Source organism: Enterobacter cloacae (assembly GCF_013375935.1).
GTDB lineage: Bacteria > Pseudomonadota > Gammaproteobacteria > Enterobacterales > Enterobacteriaceae > Enterobacter > Enterobacter pasteurii.
Window position 1 is genome coordinate 67,649 of the sequence record NZ_CP056117.1, and the last position, 19,281, is coordinate 86,929.

Annotated in this window: 6 protein-coding genes; 1 reads left to right on the top strand and 5 read right to left on the bottom strand. The window is 54.2% G+C overall.

Going from position 1 to position 19,281, the window contains the following annotated elements:
- Positions 1 to 183: 183 nt before the first annotated feature.
- From HWQ14_RS00365 to HWQ14_RS00375, 3 genes are read right to left on the bottom strand one after another with little or no spacing between them, the layout of a single operon-like run.
- The gene (locus HWQ14_RS00365; protein WP_176608648.1) at positions 184 to 2,331 is read right to left on the bottom strand and encodes a polysaccharide biosynthesis tyrosine autokinase; all 2,148 of its coding nucleotides are present in this window, start codon (positions 2,329 to 2,331) and stop codon (positions 184 to 186) included.
- A gap of 17 nt (positions 2,332 to 2,348) precedes the next feature.
- Positions 2,349 to 2,798 carry a protein tyrosine phosphatase gene (locus HWQ14_RS00370; RefSeq protein ID WP_274857531.1) on the bottom strand — a complete coding sequence of 150 codons (450 nt, stop codon included), beginning with the start codon at positions 2,796 to 2,798 and terminating at the stop codon, positions 2,349 to 2,351.
- Between the two features lie 2 nt (positions 2,799 to 2,800).
- Positions 2,801 to 3,937, bottom strand: a complete 1,137-nt coding sequence (locus HWQ14_RS00375) for a polysaccharide export protein (RefSeq protein WP_274857619.1) — start codon at positions 3,935 to 3,937, stop codon at positions 2,801 to 2,803.
- Between the two features lie 362 nt (positions 3,938 to 4,299).
- Here HWQ14_RS00375 and HWQ14_RS00380 point away from each other — a divergent pair, with 362 nt between their 5' ends.
- Positions 4,300 to 4,995 (top strand): helix-turn-helix transcriptional regulator, encoded by a 696-nt coding sequence (locus HWQ14_RS00380; protein WP_176608649.1) that lies wholly within the window; start codon positions 4,300 to 4,302, stop codon positions 4,993 to 4,995.
- A gap of 76 nt (positions 4,996 to 5,071) precedes the next feature.
- On the opposite strand, the gene HWQ14_RS00385 is transcribed toward HWQ14_RS00380, so the two are convergent.
- A complete protein-coding gene (locus HWQ14_RS00385) occupies positions 5,072 to 5,941 on the bottom strand; it encodes an OmpA family protein (RefSeq protein ID WP_245166428.1) in 870 nt (289 codons plus the stop codon).
- Positions 5,942 to 6,104: 163 nt separating this feature from the next.
- Positions 6,105 to 19,190: an Ig-like domain-containing protein gene (locus HWQ14_RS00390; RefSeq protein ID WP_176608651.1), complete on the bottom strand. Its 13,086-nt coding sequence runs from the start codon at positions 19,188 to 19,190 to the stop codon at positions 6,105 to 6,107.
- Positions 19,191 to 19,281: the final 91 nt, after the last annotated feature.

The following is a 19,281-nucleotide window of genomic DNA, read 5'->3' on the forward strand; positions in this document are numbered from 1 at the left end:
CCTACCTTTTCGTTAATTTAGATTCAAGCGCGTAATTAAGATTAATTTTGTCATTTTTGATCTGGAATGGCATTCAGACTGCACCACTTATTCGGCACTTTTGATTAGGAACAAGTCATTTGACATTAGGAATAGTAGACTTCCTGTTGCCTTAATGACTCATCCTTTATTAAAAACAATGCGCTAATCCTGATAAGAATAATCACCATAGGTGTAAGACTCAGCAGCCCTTTTTTCTACACCGTTAAATATCGTTCCCTGAATGGCAACATCATTTTGTTCAAAGCGGCGCAGCCCCGCCTCCACTTCTTTTATCGAGTTTTGTTCGAACCGCACCACCATCAGGGAAGTCGATGCATATCGTCCTATAATCGCTGCGTCCGTTACGCTCAGGATGGGAGGGGTATCAACGATTACCACGTCGTACAGCGTTGAGCATGCCCTTATCAACTCTGCAAAATTATCCGTCATGATGAGTTCCGCCGGGTGAGTGACCATGCGCCCGCGGCCGATAAAATCCACTCCTGAATATTCGGTTTTCTGAATAACGCTTTCGATATTGCCGCCTTCTGTTAAGAAATCAGCCAGGCCGGCTCTGCTCTCGGTCTTTGAGAAAATGCGATGCAAATATCCTCTGCGTAAATCGCAGTCAATCAACAATACCCGTGTTCCCGCCTGAGCCATCAGGACAGCCAGGTTGGAGCAGACAAATGACTTCCCTACCCCAGGAGAGGTGCCGGAGATCATTAATATGTTATTACCGGCTTTAAGCATGGCGAAATGGAGACTGGTACGAAGCCCTCTCAGCGCCTCTATCGCAAGCGACGTTGGGGCTGAATTTGCCAGCAGCTCATCAGACTGATACGTCGGGATCGCACGGCACCGTCTGCGCTTCGTCAACTCCGGAGCGAGGGGAACAACCGCATACACTGGAATATCGCGCATCTCAAGTTCCGCCGGCTGCCTGATCCCTTTTATCAGCATGTTGCGAACAAGGATGATCCCCGATGAGAAAAGGAAACCGAGCATGGCTGACAGAATAACGATCAGCAGCTTTTTTGGTTTGACCGGCTTCAGCTGCGTTACCGCGCGATCGATAATACGCACGTTGCCCAGCGTACTGGCCTTACTGATATTTAATTCATGCTGTTTATTCAGTAAAACCAGATAAATGTCATTACCCATTTGCACATCGCGGGTCATACTCAGGATCTCTTGCTGCGTGCTGGGCATCGCGCTAATTCGCTGGTTGAGCTTCTCTTTTTCTGCAATAAGAATCGCTTTTTTCTCTGACAATGCTTTATACGCAGGGTGCGTTCTTTTATACAGCTTGGAGATTTCTGCTTCTTTAAACGTCAGTTCATTAAGTTGAGTGTCAATCGCAACAACGTTATCCAGAATAAATTTCGCTTCTAATGATAAGTCAACAGACTCATTGTTCTTCCGAAATTCATTAAGCTTACTTTCGGCCTCTATCAAATTGCTTTTGATTTGCAGTAGCTGCTTATTTAAAAATGCCAGGCTTTTACTGGCCTCTTCGGACTTCCGCGCAACGTCCTGAGCCAGGTAGTTATGTGCTATATTATCGAGGATTTTGCTGATAATCACCGGTTCGGGGCCAGTCATGCTCAAATGTAACATGCCGTTCCCACCCGATTTGGTATCAATGGAGAGTCGCTCCTTTATTTCTTCGATGACAGAATACTCGTTGCGCTTTATAATAATAAATGAAGTATTTTCAGTAAGCTGAGCACTATCAATCAGGAAATCAACGTCGTCAGTGTGAACAGGCACACCGACTTTGCCCTCAACAATGGACTCTCCGACATATAATACGAAGTCTCCAGACTGAACCATGTCCAGCTTCAGAGGCTGATTGATATACGCTTCCGGTAGGGACAGATAGGCAATCGTGATTTTCGCCGGTTGATGACCGAACAGACGTTGCAATACACCGTTGGCTACAGGATAGGTTTTTTCAGTCGTGACGATATCCAGCCCTAAATCGCGCACCGTTTTACCAATCACCAGGCGTGATTTTATTAACGACACTTCTGATTCAGAACTTACCCCTGCCCCATCAGGAAGCACAGGGGACAGCTTATTTAATATTCCCAGCGAAGGATTCTTCTCAACCTGAATTAACGCATCGCTTTTGTAAATAGGCGTTAACGTGTTAGCAATAATAATGCCGCACACAATAAACAGGAGAGTCGTGGCCGCTATCCACACTTTACTATAAAACAAAACCTTGAGAATATGGACAAGATCAATCTCCTCCCCTCGCTGAATGTAATCGGGAGGATCGTTACTAACGTATCTGTTATTCATACGGTAATCAGCCTTACTTATTCAATCTGCTGAAAAACCTTTACCCATTCTTCGGCAGAGGATAAAAGTTGTTTAAAAATCAAATCGGATATTTCACGTCCCCGGCGGTAAGGGTCGGCAATTTCGAGCTGCTGGAGCCAGTAGCCGAATAAAAACGTTTTACCCCTGGCCTCCATGGCCATCCGGGTTACCGCTTCAATATGACTCTTTTCCATCGTCAGGATAAGATCGTATTCACGGCACATCGCTGGGGTGAGCTGACGTGCGATATGCCCTTCCAGAGAAAATCCATAATTCCGGGCGGTTTGCAGAATAATGGGATCGGCACCTTCACCCGATAGTGCTGAAATCCCGGCGGAGTCCACCGTCATTCCCGATAAGCAGGAACGCAATATTCGTTCTCCCGCCGGAGAACGACATATATTGCCGGTGCAAACCACCAGGATGGCGTTATAGTGCCCCTTCACGATTAATTTCCCCAGTTTCTCACAAAGCGGGTCGTTTCCGTCAGGCTGTAGATACCCGTAATGGTCGGCATTAGCTGATTAATGACCCTGTTCCAGCGCGCAACTGGCGCGGATGTCACATAGACAATGTCGTAAGGCTTGAGCTTAAATTCTGTTCCAAGTACCAGTGCAGTAGCATCGCGCGCGTCGAGCTGATATATCGCCGCATGTTTCTCGTTTAGGTCTTCTGATTTGGCCTCAGAACGGATGACGAATATCCCACTGGCATCGCTGGTTAGCTGATTCATCCCCTCAGCATTCCCCAGCGCTTCGGTCAGCGTCATGCCTGAGCGATCCATTTTCATGGTGCTCTGCTTAACGACATCCCCCATGACAAATACTTTTAAATCGTCATTGCGTGGGACATAGAGAATATCGCCCGGATAAAGCAATTTATTCTGCTGTAAATCGCCATACTGCATGAGGGCCTGAAGCGAAATTGTCGACTTTTTGCCCCCCTGGGTTAATACCACATTGCTCCAGTCGGCATTTTCCGTCAGGCCACCGGCCTGGTTTACTGCATCAATAATCGTCAGCGGCACGTTAGTAATAGGCTGCTGGCCAGACTGGTTTACCTCACCCGATACCGTGACCTTCTGTGAACGGAACGCAGCGATCCCCACTTCCACCTGAGGAGACTCAATATATTTCGCCAGATGCCCGGCGATCATCTCTCTCACTTCCGTCACCGTTTTATCCTTCACGACAACTTTCCCGATGTAGGGATAAAAGATGGTTCCGTCTGAATGTACCCAGTTTCCCGTATCGCTGGCGCTTCGATACTGTCCTGATGGTGTGGTGAGTTCCGGATGTTCCCAAACGGTCACCATAATAATGTCGCCAACACCAATACGGTATTCATACGCCTCCAGGCGCTTGTTTAGCTCTGCATTGCCCTGGGCAACTGCCACGTTTTCCCGCAGCTGCGCTATCAGCGCAGGTGTGACGGGATAAACATGAATATCCAGCTCGCTCTGCTTATTCTCCTGCGAATGAACCACTTTTTTTCCGGAGGTATCGATATGGCTGCCCGGCGCGATCTGGCAGCCGGCAAGAAGTAAGGTAGAACTTAAAATAAACAGAACCGCGATTTTTTTCATGCTTTTCACAATGTCATCCCTGTACAACGACACTCTCTTTAATTAATCGGCCAAACGACATGCTTCCCGCAAGGAAGAAACCCAGCAAGCCATTATTTATAAAATTATAACCAGCACATGTTTTGCCTGTCCTGGATATGTGGATTAATCCTGGTTGAAAACATCGCTTTCTTACATTAATGTCAGCGTGAAATTACATCCCTGCGAGGTTAACAATTCCCATTTACTGAAGGAGTGTTCTTAATTAATAGTTTATTCATGTCGTGTAAAATATAAATATATTCATACCGTAGTACCTGTCTGTCGGTATGCAACATTACGAAGATGGACTCCTTCCATTCAAGTTAACCAAAGGAATACCAATGGATACGTCTAAAGTTATTTTATCACGATGTCAGTTTAGCAATATCGGTCTACATCATTTGCTTTCAGAAACATTCAGGAAAGAGAAAGTCATCTCTTTTGACAATCAACAAAATCTTTTTACCTGGACTAAAGAGGTCAGGAGGGGCTCTTTTTTTACCCTATATTTAGTTTTACCTGACTCGATATACAGCAATATCATTTACTTCCACTGGCTGATCTCTCTTCGAAAAAAAGCGCATAACGCAGCCATATCAGAAGTTATTATCGCCTATCATTCGGATATTTTTCCCGCACTGTTTTCCTGCATTTGTTCCCATTTCAGGCATCGTCTTGTAAACATAAATAATCTTACGAACGATGAGATCATCAAAAAAATGCATACCCAGCGTCACCCCAGCAAAAGCAAGGTAGTTAACAAATACATCGAACTGACGCATATGGAGTTTTGTGTGTTGAAGCTGATGATTGCGGGTTACACCATTGATGACATTAGCATCGTGCACAACATTAAACCTAAAACAACCTACACCTATACCAATAATATTATGAAGCAACTGGGTTTTAACTCGTTGAAAAAAATATATTCCTGTGGCGAGATCATCCGGGAGTCAATCGAGAACGAGATCATCAGGGAGAAGAAAAAATACTACAGCAGCACCAGCCCTCTTGCTTTCGAACCCCAGTGTGCATAATCGCCGTTAACCCTTCCTCGTTTCTGCAAAAAAATACGGAAAGCATCGCTGCGATCCGTATTTTCTTCAGGCATAATTAGTGGCTTTTCACTAAAATTTCTACACGACGGCTATTAACGTTACAACCCGCCGCTTGCTGGCTGGCACTGGTTCCACAACCTTCAGCGGTTTGTGCTACCCCCTGTCCAACTGTGTTATTAATCAGCTCTGGCTTAATACCTTTCTCAATCAATAACGAACGAACCGTATTCGCACGTGCTTCAGAGAGACGCTGGTTGGCTTCACGGCTTCCAATCGCATCGGTATAACCAATAATCTGGATTTCACGAACGTTATTCGCCTGGCGGATAAATTTCACTACCTCATCCAGCTTCTGGCGAGATTCCGCAAAAATGCCCGCCGTGTTGCTTGCGGCAAAGCGGAACAGTACCTGCTCCTGAATAAGCACTACGCCGGTATTATTAACGTAATCACAGGGTTTGACCTGAGAGGCTCGATTAATAATCCTGGTCTGCTTATGCATACTTTTCAGAAGTGATTCCGCACGCGCGCGCTCCTCCAGCGCCGCCGTATTTCCCGTAGTGCCTGGGTTCACCTGAATAAAATAGGTTTGGGCACTTTCGGTATTGAGCTGCTGCTGCGGGTTTTGTTTGCCCTGATAGGTCGGCTGATCGTTGAACCAGGATTCCACCGTGTGCGCACCGGGTGCGGCACACAGAACGGTAAACTGGCCTGGCAACAGCACCGACTGCAGCTCGCGGTCCACATAGACTGTCGCAGGAACGGTGCCCTGCGGATAATAGACGACAACCTGCGCCAGTTCAGGCGTTACGCCAGCCACCGGACGATAAGGCTGCGGTGCCGTATTTTTTGGCGCTGGTTTAATCACTACCGGTAAATCGATGGCCTTTTCCACTTTTTCGGCTGAATAAGCGGGGTTGGCCATAAATGCACTTAAGGCAGCAGCGACACAGAACGCCAGATTTATTTTTTTAAAATTCCGAGGGGTTACTTTCATTTATCAAATTCCCGATTAACCCAGTGATTGATCGTATAACAACAGAGATGTGCAGAAATCCCGCCATCCGAAGATGGCGGGTTTTACCGGGTTACATCATAATTTGGTTATTCTGCAGCAGCGTAACCAGATCGGTTTGAACGTCAGCCAGCGTGACAACCTGCGTAAAGCCATGTTGTCCGCCCTGACCGTCACGGTCGATACTGATCACGGTATCGCTTCCGACAACTTCCACCTTGACGTAATCCAGCACGCCGCGGGAGGAGTAATCCAGCTCCAGTTTTCCATCGTCCTCGAAGAAGGAGACAGAGCCCTTGTAGTCAAGCAGCTCGCTCATATCGAGCAGATCTGCATCACTGTCGTTCACCAGATTACCCACCTTGAAGCCGTGGATCGTGTCGTGGCCGTTGCCGCCGGTACCGTCGTTAGACATTCCTGCCAGCACCTTGTACATCAGCGTGTCGTTACCGCCGTTGACCAGGTAGAAGGCATCGTTGCCGCCACGACCGTCGAACAGGTTGTTCGCGGAGTTATCCGTGAAGGTATCCTGCTGGTTTGACCCCACCAGCCCCTCAATGCTGAGGAGCTTATCGGTGCCGTTACCGGTTGCCGTTCCTGTCCACAGGTTAGCGTTGACCGCACTGGTAGAACGGCTGTAGTCAACAACGTCCATACCCGCAGTTTCACTCCAGACCGGCTTGCCGCTCACAATCTGGTTCCAGCCGCCGCCACCGTTGTAGGTGTCATTGCCTGCAGAACCGAAGAAGGTGTCGTTATAGCCCGTACCGATCGTGCCACTGTTTCCGCTGGTGTTGTTCACTGCATTGCCGCTTTCCGCCGTCAGCACGTAGGAGTCGTGGGCTTTACCTGTTGTCAGTCCCCCCCAGTTCTCATTTACCGTACCGTTGGTGTAGCCACCAATGCTGCCCGTTGCGCCAATATGATCCGCTTTACCGTCGGTAATACGCAGCATCTGCACGGAGTAAACTTCGTTCGGATCCAGTCCGAAGAAGCTCACCAGACCCATGCTGTTGCTGGAGCCGGAGGACTGCGGGTTAATCAGCTGGGTAGCGACAAGCTCGCCCGCCGAGTTATAGAGCTTCACGGTGTTGCTGTAGAAGGTATTGATGCCGTTACCGTCAACAATACGGATCTGCAGGCTGGTGCCGTCCGCCGCGATATTGGTGTTTTTCACCAGCATCGTGCGTCCCGCGTCGTCGCTTGCCACCACGTTGGCATCCGCACCCGAACGGTACAGCACCAGGTCCATCGAACCGTCCCAGTCGTAGTCAAGCGCCACGGCACCGGTCATGTTGTTGAACGTCGTGTTACCCGTCAGGCTGACCTTGTTGGTACCCCAGTTGTTGCTTCCCGTATTGGTATACAACATCGGCGCACCGTTCACGTCAGAGCGAGGGACCTCGATAATGTCCATCTTACCGTCGTGGTTCCAGTCCACCGCCAGCGAGGTGCCGCCATCCAGGCTGTCACCAAACCACTGGGCCTGGCTGTCGGTTGCGTTGAGCTTACCGGTACCATCGTTGAGGTAAATACGGCTCTCGTCGCTGTTCGCGCCGCCTTTCGAACCGCGGCTCAGGAACAGGTCCAGCCAGCCATCGTTGTTGTAATCGCCATAGGTCATGGAGATTGAACGGTTGCCGTAGTCTTCGTGGCCGTCGTTACGGAACACGTTCGCGTAATAGCCGACTTCGCCGAAGTTTGTCTCCGATGTGCCGGTCGTCTGGTTATAGATAATACCCAGACCACGCGAGGTGTTACCCGCATAGGAGCCCGCGCCGTTGTAATCGATATGCGCCGTAATATCTACGGTACCGTTGTTATCGATATCCACCGCGCCCACTTCGTGCAGCACGCTCAACGCTGTTGGCAGAGCCCCACCAGGGTGCCCGTCAGAGAAGCCGGAATTGTCCTCGTAACTCAGCGTGCCCTGCTCATTCTTAACGAATGAGATGGAGTCCGCTTCGGAGTCAGCCAGCACAAAGTCCAGATAGCCATCACCTTCACGGTCATAGGCAATCACGCCGCCCAGGTGGTTCAGGCTTCCCTGATCCAACGCTTTCGCCGAATAGCTACCGTCTGCGTTTTGCAGCCAGTAGGCGGTACGACCTGCGTTTCCGTAGCTACTGACCTGCGACATCACGTCGGTGTAACCATCGCGGTTAATGTCCGCAAAGGTTGCCGAGTTGATGTAGCGGCTGTAGGACGGGTCGTCGACGTTGTAATCAGATCCGTTGCCGGTGGACGGCTGCGCAAGATACGTTGAATCGTAGTCTTCACGCGTCACGGAATCATACACGCGTCCGGCGTTAGCGGTTGTCGTTCCTGACGTGCCGCGAGCACTCTGGAAGAACGACCACAAACCGTCCTGGCTGATGGTGACCGCTGCGGCGTTCAGTCCACGACCGTCAGAGTCCGTCGTTCCGCCCCAGGTCTGTTCAATCAGCGTACTACCGCCACCTTCGGTGACGCCCGTGCTGGTGCTTGCGCTCATGCTTGAGCGGTTACCCGCCTCATCCCAGACCACAAAGGCCAGGTTATGCGCGCCCGCAGGCAGGGTCGTATTCAGGGTCCAGGAGCCGTCGGCGTTTGCTTTCGCGAAGCCGATGATCTGATCCAGACCTTCCTGATAGGTGCCGTTGCTGTTGACGTCGCTCACCAGAGAGACAATCGCACCCGCTTCAACGCGACCATACTGACCGCTGGAGAAGGTGAACGAATCTCCCGTGCTGGTGTGTTGCGGCACATCCGGCGCCATCGTGATGGCATCAGGCGAATCCAGGTCGATGACCACGTTGTAGCTATCGGCAAAGTTCGTGTTCGTACCCGGGTTGCCCGCAACGTCAATCACCTGCAGCTTGAAGCTGTGGGTGGTGCTTGCCGTCGCTTCCGGCAGTTCATAGCTCCAGCTCTGGCCGTTGAGCGCCAGCGTTTTCCAGGTCTTTCCGTTATCCAGAGAGATCTGCAGATGTTCGCCCGCCTGCAGCGCCGCGCTCAGGTTGCCGCTGATGGTCACCGTACGGTCACGGGTGACCATGTCGCCGTTGGTTGCCGTTGCCGCGTGGCTGAAGTGATCCCCGGTCGTCAGACCATGGCTGGTATCGGTAGTCACTTTGGTCGTCGTAGACAGACCGTTCATGTCACTGCCGCCCGACGCCACCTGCAGCGCCTGAGAATCCGTGCTGCCAACGTTACCGGCGTTATCCACCACGCGAGCCTGAATGGTGTAAGCACCATCGTTCAGCGGCGTGTTCTGCATATCCACGGTCCAGCCAGTGCTCGTTACCGTTGAGGCACGCGTCCAGGTCACACCGTTGTCGAGGCTAATCTCAACCCACTCGTCCGCCTGCAGGGCTTTGTTCAGCTCACCGTTAATCAACAGCGTGTTATCGCTGGTGATGAAGTCAGTGTCTGATGCCCCCCGGTCTTCGGAAATAGAGCTGATATTGATAACCGCGTCAGACACGGTGGTATCGACAACAATCGTCCAGGTGTTGCTCGGCGTACTGATGTTGCCAGCCGCATCCGTAGAGGTTGCCACCAGATTCCAGGTGCCTTCAGTCAGCTTGTTCGCGTCAGTGATCTGCAGCGTCCACTGGCCCGTCGTGCTATCGGCCACGGCGGTACCCAGCAGAATGCGCGTTGTCGCATCCACCTGATGGTACACATTCACCGTGCTGCCCTTCTCTGCCGTACCGGTAATTTCAGGCGTGGTGTCGTTGGTAGGTTTGCCGTGGGCAACAGAACCCTGAACCGGGTTAACGTCGTCCAGCACATCCGTAATAACCGGCGCGACAGGCGCAACCGTGTCCACCACCAGATCAAAGTCGATCGGCGTGAGCGGGTTATTGGACGGATCGGTCCCGGTAATACGCAGCGTATGCGCGCCATCACTCAGGCTGCTCAGCGGCGTGAATTCCCAGTCACCGTTGGCATCTGCTTTCACCGTGCCAAGCTGAACGCCACCGACGTCAGTGATGATAATGGTGCTGCCTGCCGTCGCCTTACCGACCAGCTGTACCTGGCTATCATTGGTGACTTCACCCTCGCGAAGCACGCGTGAGCCGCCCGTTTCCTGGACATCATCCACCACCTGCAGCAGTTGCAGATAGCTTGCGCCCGTGGAGACGTTAACAGTGATATCGTCAACGATCGCGCTCGCGTTACCCGCCGGATCCGTTACCTGGGTCGCAAACTGGTGTTCACCATCTGCTAATGGCGTGGTTGGCGTGTACTGCCAGCTACCATCAGTGTTAGTCACAACAACTGAACCAATCGCCTGGCCGTTATCGTAGATAGTGACCGTGCTACCCTGCTCTGCTTTACCCGTGAAGGTCGGTTTGTTGTCGTCGGTGGTCATACCGTCGGTTAACTGACCTTTCCAGGCCCCCTGATCGTCAGCCACCTGTAAACCGGAAACCGGATTTGGTGCTGTTGAGTCAATAGTGAGGGTGAACGAACCACTACGATCGCTCTCCTGACCCGCGCTGTTGGTATTGGTCACCGTAAAGATATAGTTACCATCAGCCAGCGCTGGTGATGGCGTAAAGCTCCAGGTGCCATCGCTGTTCAGCGTTGTTTTACCCACAACCTGACTACCGTTGTAGATGGTGATGGTATCGCCTGCAACACCATCCGCAGTTCCTTTCAGGGTCGGCGTGTCATCTTTGGTCAACGCATTGTCGGCCAGATTGATAACGGTTGTGCCAGTATCATCCAGGACGTTAACAATCGCTGGTGCATTCGGGGTGTCAGACATAATGACGTCATAGCTGTCAGCCGGTTTCGCCACGTTGCCAACACTATCGGTTTCCGTCACGGTCAGTTTGTTGATTGAATCACCGTAAAGAGACTCAGATGGCGTCAGTTCCCATTTGCCATTCGGATCCACTTTGGTCGTGCCCAACACTTTCGTGTTGCCGTCTTTGTCGGTGGTATAGACGGTAATGACGTTGCCCGCTTCAGCACCAGAGCCGCGGATCACCGGACGTGAGTCATCCAGTACCCCGCCATCTGCAACAATACCCTGAACGTTACCCACGTTATCCGTTACGGAATCAATGGTCACTTTGCTCGCATCCGGCGCGGTGTAGTCGGTGGTCAGAATGAAGTCCGCAGACTTGTCACTGACGTTGCCGGCTTCATCTGTGGCCGTCACGTAGAAGGTGTTTTTGCCTTCCGGTAACTTGCTGCCCGGTTTGAAGTTCCATGCACCGTTGCTGTTCGCGGTGACTGTACCCAACAGGGTGCCGTCAACAGTGTAAATATTGACGGTGCTGCCCGCTTCAGCCGTACCGTGCAGGATTGGCTGCGGATCGTCAGTGACATCGTTGTTGTTCAGATCGTCCTTGATCGTTCCCACCTGATCTTCCGCGTAATCGATACTCGGACGGTTCGGTACTTTACTGTCAATTTCGAAGCTGAAGGTGCTGGAGGTATCCTCTTTACCCGTCAGATCTTTCGCGGTTGCCGTAATATTGTGTACGCCATCGCCCAGATCGCTGGTAGGCGTAAATACCCAGGTGCCACTGGCATCGGTCTTGACGCTGCCCAACACCACGTTGCCATCCATGATGGTGACAGTGCTGCCTGCTTTCGCCTTACCGCTGAATTCCGGACGCGCGTCGTCAGTGACGTCGTTCGCCTTCAGTTCACCCGTGACGCTGCCTTTATCATCCATTACGCGGACGATGGTGACCGGAACGCTGGAGGTATCAAGCGTGACGGTAACACCGGCATTTTCAACCCCCAGGTTGCCTGCTGAATCTTCAGCACGCGCGGTGAAGGTGTATTCTCCATCCACCAGAGAACCGGTGGTGTAAGTCCAGTCACCGTTCGCGTCTGCAACCGCAGTACCGTTTTCCTGGCCGTTCACAAAGATGTGAACAACGCTGCCTGGCTCTGCTTTACCGCTGATCGTCGGTGTCGCATCGTCAGTGGTATCGCCATTGGACAAGGTACCGGTCTTCGGACCTTCGTTATCGCTCACGATAAAGCCCGTGACCTCACCCGGTGCGCTGGTATCCACCGTGATTGGGAAGCCGCCAGTCTGCGGGCTTACCTGACCAATGTCGTTAATCGCTTCCGCGACAAACGTATGAACGCCGTCCGCCAGTTTCGGCGTATTGAAGCTCCATTTGCCCTGGGGATCGGCCTTGGTTTCACCCAGCAGGGTGGTACCGTTCGGGCCGCCATAAATGCGAACCGTGACACCGGCTTCAGCCGTACCCGTCAACAACAGGGTGTTGTCGTTGGTTGTCGCATCCTTTTGTAATGGGCCGGTATGCGGCGCAACATCATCTTCCACACTGCTCAGGGTCGGTGGCAGCGGCTGACCGCCTGCATCGATCTGAATAATGTATTCCGGTGATGCCGCCGTGGTGTTACCCACGCTGTCGGTCTCTTTCACCGTCAGGTTGTACGTCCCGTCAGGCAGGGCTTTCGTGACCTGAAGTTCCCAGGTGCCGTCAGCCTGTACTTTCGCGGTGCCGATCACCTTGTCGCCGTTGTACACGGTGATGGTGTTGCCCGGCTCTGCGCCCGTACCCTTGATCAACGGCGTGTTATCGTCCGTCTTACCACCCGAAGCAATCGATCCGGTGACGGAACCAAAATCATCCATCACATCGGTAATGCTCACTTTGCTCACGTCCGGGGCGGTGAAGTCCAGGGTCAGGACGAAGTCGTCCGATGCCACACTGGTGTTGCCCGCCTTGTCGGTGGCCGTCACGTGGAAGCGGTGCTCGCCTTCCGGCAGTTTCGCCACCGGCGAGAAGCTCCAGGTGCCGTCGGCTTTCGCCGTCACTTCGCCCAGCAGGCCGTTCTGATCGTAGATCTTCACGGTGCTGCCCGCTTCTGCCTTGCCGCTCAGGGTCGGGGTCGGATCGTCGGTGGTGCCGCCGTTCGCCAGGTTACCCTGCACGCTGCCCACGTCGTCCAGCGCCGCGTCGATGGTCGGTTTCACCGGTGCATCGGTGTCGATGGTCACGTTCCAGCTGCTGCTGCTCGACTCATTGCCCATCGGGTCTTTCGCCTTGGCGGTGAAGGTGTGGTCGCCCCGGCCCAGGTCCACGCTCGGCGTGAAGCTCCAGGTGCCGTCCGCGCCCGCCGTGGTGGTGCCCAGCACGTTGCTGCCGTCCATGATGGTCACGGTGCTGCCCGCCTTCGCCGTGCCGCTGATTTGCGGACGGGTGTCGTCGGTGAGCGCGCCCTGCGACAGGCTGTCGGTCACGCTGCCGGTGTCGTCGGTCACGGCGGTGATTTCCACCTTGCCCGGGACCACGTCAACGGTGATGACCACGTGCGAGCCTTCCGGCCCGGTGTTGCCCGACGGATCGGTGACGGTGGTGGTCAGGTCGTGTGCGCCGTTCGCCAGCGGCTGGTCCGGGGTGTAGCTCCAGGTGCCGTCCGGGTTCACCTTCGCGGTGCCGATGACCTGGCCGTTGTCGATGATGTTCACCGTGCTGCCCGGCTCGGCCTTACCGCTCAGGGTCGGGGTGTTGTCATCGGTGGTGTCGCCGCTCACGACCGGGCCCTGGTAGGCGCCGACGTTGTCGGTGACCAGCAGGTCAGAGGCCGCCTCCGGGGCTTTTGTATCGATAACGATACCGAAGCCGCCGGTTGGCTCACTGGTGCGCCCCACGCCGTCAGTGACGGTGGCGGTGAAGTTATGGCTGCCGTCAGCCAGCGCCGTATCCGGCGTGAAGCTCCAGCTGCCGTTGCCGGCCACGGTGGTGGTGCCAATCAGACGACCGTTGTCGTAGATACTGATGGTGCCGCCCGCCACGCCGCTGCTGCCGCTCAGGGTCGGGGTGGTGTCGTTGGTGACGTCGCCCTTCTGCAGGTAGTCCGCATGCGGGGCCACGTCGTCATAGACGGTGTCCAGCGTCGGTGCCTGCGGCGGTACGGTGGCCACGTTGATGATGTATTCACCGGACGGACCGGAGACATTGCCCACGCCGTCGGTCTCTTTCGCCGTCAGGGTGTACTTCCCGTCCGGCAGCGGCGTGGTCGGCTCCAGGGACCAGGTGCCGTCAGCCTGTACCTTCGCGGTGCCAATCACCTTGTCGCCGTTGTACACGGTGATGGTGTTGCCCGGCTCTGCGCCCGTCCCCTTGATCAGCGGACGGTTGTCGTCGGTTTCCCCGCCGGAGGCAATCACGCCTGCGGTGTTCACGTCGTCATAGACTTCGGTGATCGCCACTTTGCTCGCGTCAGGCGCGGTGTAGTCGGTGATCAGCACAAAGTCGTCTGACTCCGGACTGGTGTTACCTGCCTCGTCCGTTGCGGTGGTGGTGATATGATGCTCGCCTTCCGGCAGCGCTGTGGTTGGCGTGAACTGCCAGCCGCCGTTCTCATCGACCACGGTGGAGCCAATCAGTTCGCCGTTATCATAAATATCAACGCGGCTGCCCGGCTCTGCGGACCCTTTGAAGGTTGGGTTTGCATCGTCGGTGGTGCTGCCGCTGCTCAGAACGCCACGGCTGGAACCCACGTCATCCGTCGCAAGGCTGACAACCGGTTTTTCCGGTGCGGTGGTGTCTACCGTGATATCAAAGGCCGGAAAGGTCACGTCATTTCCGGCCGGGTCTTTGGAAATCACGGTCAGGCTGTGATCGCCATCGGCCAGATCCTGTTCAGGAGTGAAGGTCCAGTTGCCGTCCGGATCCACCACGGTGGAACCCAGTACATCGTCGCCATCCATGATGGTCACGGTGCTGCCCGGCTTACCTTTACCGCTCAGTTCAGGACGTGCGTCATCGGTCACGGTGCCTGGCTTCAGGTTGCCCACGATCGGCCCCTGATCGTCCACCACTTCACCCACGGTGACCTGGTTTGGATCCGGATCGACGGTGAAGGAGATCCCCGGAGACGGTTCACTGGTGTTGCCTGACGGATCGGTTACGGTGGTGGTGATCTCATGATCGCCTTTAGCCAGAGGCGTGTCTGGCGTGTAGGACCATTTACCTTCGTCATCAACGATGACGGAACCGATCTTCTCGTCGTTATCATAGATGTCCACCACGCTGCCCGGCTCGGCTTCGCCGCTCAGGGTCGGGGACTGATCGTCGGTGGTGTCGCCTGGACCTACCGGCCCCTGCTTGTCGCCCACGTTATCATTGATAACGATATTTTCTGCCGGAGACGGTGCCGCAGTATCGATCACGATCGGGAAGGTGCCGCTGGTGCGCGCGTTGCCCGCTGCGTCAGTCGCAGTGACGGTGAAGGTGTGCTTGCCATCCGCCAGCGCGGTATCCGGGGTGAACGACCACTTACCGCTGCCGTCCGCCTTGACGGTGCCAATCACTTTCCCGTTGTCGAGGATAGACACAACGTCGCCCGGTGCAGCGCTGCCGCTCAGGGTTGGGGTGGTGTCGTTGGTGGTTTCGCCTTTCTGCATTGGGCCGACGTGCGGCTCGGCGTTGTCCACAACGCTGTTGATGGACGGCTCGGTGCTGACCGGGATCAGAACGGTAATGTCGTAAGACGGTGCTTCACCCGCTACGCGGTTGCCTACTGCGTCCTGGGTTTCCAGCGTCAGCTGATTAAGCCCTTCCACCAGCGGTGTATCCAGCGCCAGCGTCCAGGTGCCTTCACTGTTGACCACGGCTGAGCCCAGCAGATGTTTGCCGTTAGCATCGGTGCTGTAAACAAAGACGGTGCTTCCCGCTTCACCAATACCATTGATAACCGGTTTGCTGTCATCGGTGATTTCACCGCTGGCCACGTTACCCTGACGGCCGCCGACATCATCCATTACGGACGTAATGTTCAGTACATCGCTGCTTGCCACTGGTGGGGTGTAGTCGGTCACCAGCACAAAATCATCCGATTCCGGACCGGTGTTGCCCGCTTCATCCGTTGCGGTGGTGGTGATATGGTGCTCACCTTCTGGCAGAGGTGTGGTTGGCGTGAACTGCCAGGCGCCGTTGTCGTCCGCAATCGTCGAACCAATATGCTCACCGTTGTCATAAATATCGACACGGCTGCCCGGCTCTGCAGAGCCGTTGAAGGTTGGGTTTGCGTCGTCGGTGGTGCCGCCGTTGCTCAGATCGCCACGAATTGTTCCCACATCATCCGTTGCGGATCCCAGTACAGGTTTTTCCGGGGCGGTCGCATCAACGGTAATATCAAAGGACGGAGAGGTCACCTCGTTTCCGGCCGGGTCTTTGGAAATCACGGTCAGGCTGTGATCGCCATCGGCCAGATCCTGTTCAGGGGTAAAGGTCCAGTTGCCGTCCGGATCCACCACGGTGGAGCCCAGTACATCGTCGCCATCCATGATGGTCACGGTGCTGCCTGGCTTACCTTTACCGCTCAGTTCAGGGCGGACATCATCGGTCACGGTGCCTGGCTTCAGGTTGCCCACGATCGGGCCCTGATCATCCACCACTTCACCCACGGTAACCTGGTTTGGATCCGGATCGACGGTAAAGGAGATCCCCGGAGACGGTTCACTGGTGTTGCCAGACGGATCGGTTACGGTAGTGGTGATCTCATGATCGCCTTTAGCCAGAGGCGTGTCTGGCGTGTAGGACCATTTACCTTCGTCATCAACGATGACGGAACCGATCTTCTCGTCGTTGTCGTAGATGTCCACCACGCTGCCCGGCTCGGCTTCGCCGCTCAGGGTCGGGGACTGATCGTCAGTGGTGTCGCCTGGACCTACCGGTCCCTGCTTGTCGCCCACGTTATCATTGATAACGATATTTTCTGCCGGAGACGGTGCCGCAGTGTCAATCACGATCGGGAAGGAGCCGCTGGTGCGCGCGTTGCCCGCTGCGTCAGTCGCCGTGACGGTGAAGGTGTGCTTGCCATCCGCCAGCGCAGTATCCGGGGTGAACGACCACTTCCCGTTGCTGTCCGCCTTGACGGTGCCAATCACTTTCCCGTTGTCGAGGATCGACACGATGTCACCCGGCGCAGCGCTGCCGCTCAGGGTTGGGGTGGTGTCGTTGGTGGATTCACCTTTCTGCAACGGACCCACATGTGGCTCGGCGTTGTCCACAACGCTGTTAATGGACGGTGCAGTACTCACCGGGATCAGCAGATTGATGTCGTAAGACGGCGCTTCACCGGCAACGCGGTTGCCCGCCGGGTCCTGCGTCTCCAGGGTCAGCTTGTTCAGGCCTTCCGTCAGTGGGGTTTCTGGTGTCAGGCTCCAGGTGCCATCACTGCCTACCACCGCTGTACCAATCAGGTGTTTGCCGGAGGCGTCGGTGGTATAGACATAGACGGTATTGCCCGCTTCGCCGATACCGCTAATGAGCGGCTTGCTGTCATCGGTGATTTCACCGCTGGCAACGTTGCCCTGACGATCGCCTACGTCATCCGCTACGGCGGTAATTTTCAGAACATCTGCTGAAGCATCAGGCGCGGTAGTGTCAACTTCAAACTCCAGCGCTTCCGAGGGGTCGCTGGTATTGCCCGCCTTATCCGTTTGCGTAACGGTGATGCTGTGATCGCCTTCGCCCAGCGGTTTCTCCGGTTTCAGCGACCAGTTACCTTCGTCATCGATGACGGTAGAGCCCAGAACCTCGTCACCATCATAAATGGTCACGGTATCGCCAGGTTCACCTTTACCGCTGAATACCGGACGCGTTTCGTCAGTGACGTCACCGCCCTTCAGCTGGCCGGTAATCGGACCGGTATTATCCTCAGCATCAACCATATCCGGTTTTGCCGGCGGCGTGGTGTCGACAATGATCTGGATCGGATCGGAAGGTTGGCCGACATTACCCAGCGGATCTTCTTCAATCACCTCAACGTTATGCTCACCCTCGCTGAGATCTTTATCAGGCGTGTAGGTCCACTTCCCTTCGTCATCGACGATAACGGAGCCGATCTCTTTGTCGTTATCTTTGATAACGATGGTATTGCCCGGCGTGCCTTCACCGCTGAATGACGGTTTAGTGTCATCCGTTACATCACCCGGCTTAAGCGGACCCGTTACCGGACCGTTGTCGTCAATAACTGACGGCGTATCTGCTTTCCCCGGAGGTTCGGTCAGAACAATAAAATCACGTTCATCAGAAGGCTCGCTGACGTTACCCGCTTTATCCGTCTGGCTCACCGTGATGCTGTGGTTACCGTCAGTCAGGTTTTCGGAAGGTTTGAAATACCAACGCCCGTCTTCGTTAACCGTGGTTTCGCCGATCTTTTTACCGTTATCGTAAATGGTAATCGTCGCGCCCGCTTCACCGGTACCGCTCATCTCCGGTTTTGGATCGTCGGTGTAAGCGTCTTCAATGATCTCGCCGGTGATTTTACCCACTTTATCCATGATGTGCTCAATCGATGGCGCATCTGGCGCAACGGTATCAACCACGATGGTAATGGGGTCAGACGGCGGGCTCATGTTTCCGTCAGGATCTTCAACTACAACGGAGAGGTCATGTTCACCGTCGTCCAGGGGTTTGTCCGGCGTATAGCTCCATTCGCCTTCGTCGTCGACGATGACGGAGCCAATTTCCTTATCATTATCGATGATATGGATGGTATCGCCCGGCTTGCCTTTACCGATTAATGAAGGCGCTGAGTCATCAGTCACGTCTCCGGACTGAAGCGGTCCTTTAATCGAGCCTTCATCATCCACAGTCTTGCCAATGCTCGGTTTTTCGGGGGCGGACTGGCTATCGCTTTCATCCTTGTCCAGTTCGGACAGAGCAAACGCAGCGCCCACACCTGCCGCCGCAAGCGCAAACCATCCTAACAAGCCAAACAGCATGTCATTTTCGTCGTCCGGGGCAGACAAAAGAGGCCCACCGGCGCCTAACGGTTCGCCGCCCAGGGCAACCGGAGCCAGACTATCTTCTGCCATGAGATAGCCATTATCGTAGCTTTCACCAGACAAAGGGATATAGGCATAAAGCAGTCCATCTTCGGCCATACCCATCAGGGTTGGGTTTTTCGAATCGCCGTCAAAATAATTTTCAATAATAATGCTGGGCTGTGTGTCGCCTTCCTGAATAATATGTAACGCTTTGCCAACGCGTTGAAGCGTAATATTTTCTGGCGCAAAGTCGTCATTCACATTTTTCAGCAAATATTTATTGCCGGGGATAAGCTTTACCTTAACCGTTCGGCCTGCATCTGCTGTCAACAACCGCGTTTTACCGTCTCCGTTGTTGACCGCTAAAATGACTTTATTTTCAGTCATAGTTAAAATCCTTGGTGAAATTCAATGCAAAATTAAGGACATATGCACATCGGCGTGAATACATCCTTTAGTGCCATGCTCTCATGCCTTC

Coding starts and splice junctions, on each gene's coding strand:
- HWQ14_RS00365 (WP_176608648.1), bottom strand. CDS start 2,331: ATGAATAACAGATACGTTAGTAACGATCCTCCCGATTACATTCAGCGA.
- HWQ14_RS00375 (WP_274857619.1), bottom strand. CDS start 3,937: ATGAAAAAAATCGCGGTTCTGTTTATTTTAAGTTCTACCTTACTTCTT.
- HWQ14_RS00380 (WP_176608649.1), top strand. CDS start 4,300: ATGGATACGTCTAAAGTTATTTTATCACGATGTCAGTTTAGCAATATC.
- HWQ14_RS00385 (WP_245166428.1), bottom strand. CDS start 5,941: ATGGCCAACCCCGCTTATTCAGCCGAAAAAGTGGAAAAGGCCATCGAT.
- HWQ14_RS00390 (WP_176608651.1), bottom strand. CDS start 19,190: ATGACTGAAAATAAAGTCATTTTAGCGGTCAACAACGGAGACGGTAAA.